We start from the raw sequence: 218 nt of genomic DNA, 5'->3' as shown, positions 1-218 counted from the left end.
ACTGACCGGGTCTTCGATGCCTCGACGCTGTCGCAGAACCGCCGCCGCCGCTTCAACGACACATCCGTTGCCCAGGACATCTTCGATGCGATTGTCGAGCAGGCGATCAAGCACGGCTTGGTGGATGGGACTGTGCTCTATACGGATTCCACCCACCTGAAGGCCAACGCCAACAAGGGCAAATACGATCTCGCCCTGCTCCAGAAGTCGCGCGCGGA

1 protein-coding gene is annotated in these 218 nt (G+C 60.6%); it reads left to right on the top strand.

Features of this window, described 5'->3' with window-relative positions; all coding sequences use genetic code 11:
• The coding region (locus tag FS804_RS24830) for a transposase (RefSeq protein WP_371417909.1) at positions 1 to 218 on the top strand (218 nt) is incomplete at both ends.

The organism is Agrobacterium sp. DE0009, assembly GCF_007680755.1.
GTDB lineage: Bacteria > Pseudomonadota > Alphaproteobacteria > Rhizobiales > Rhizobiaceae > Agrobacterium > Agrobacterium tumefaciens_B.
Note: the sequence above shows the minus strand (reverse complement) of the source record. Positions and strands in the feature narration are given on the sequence as shown.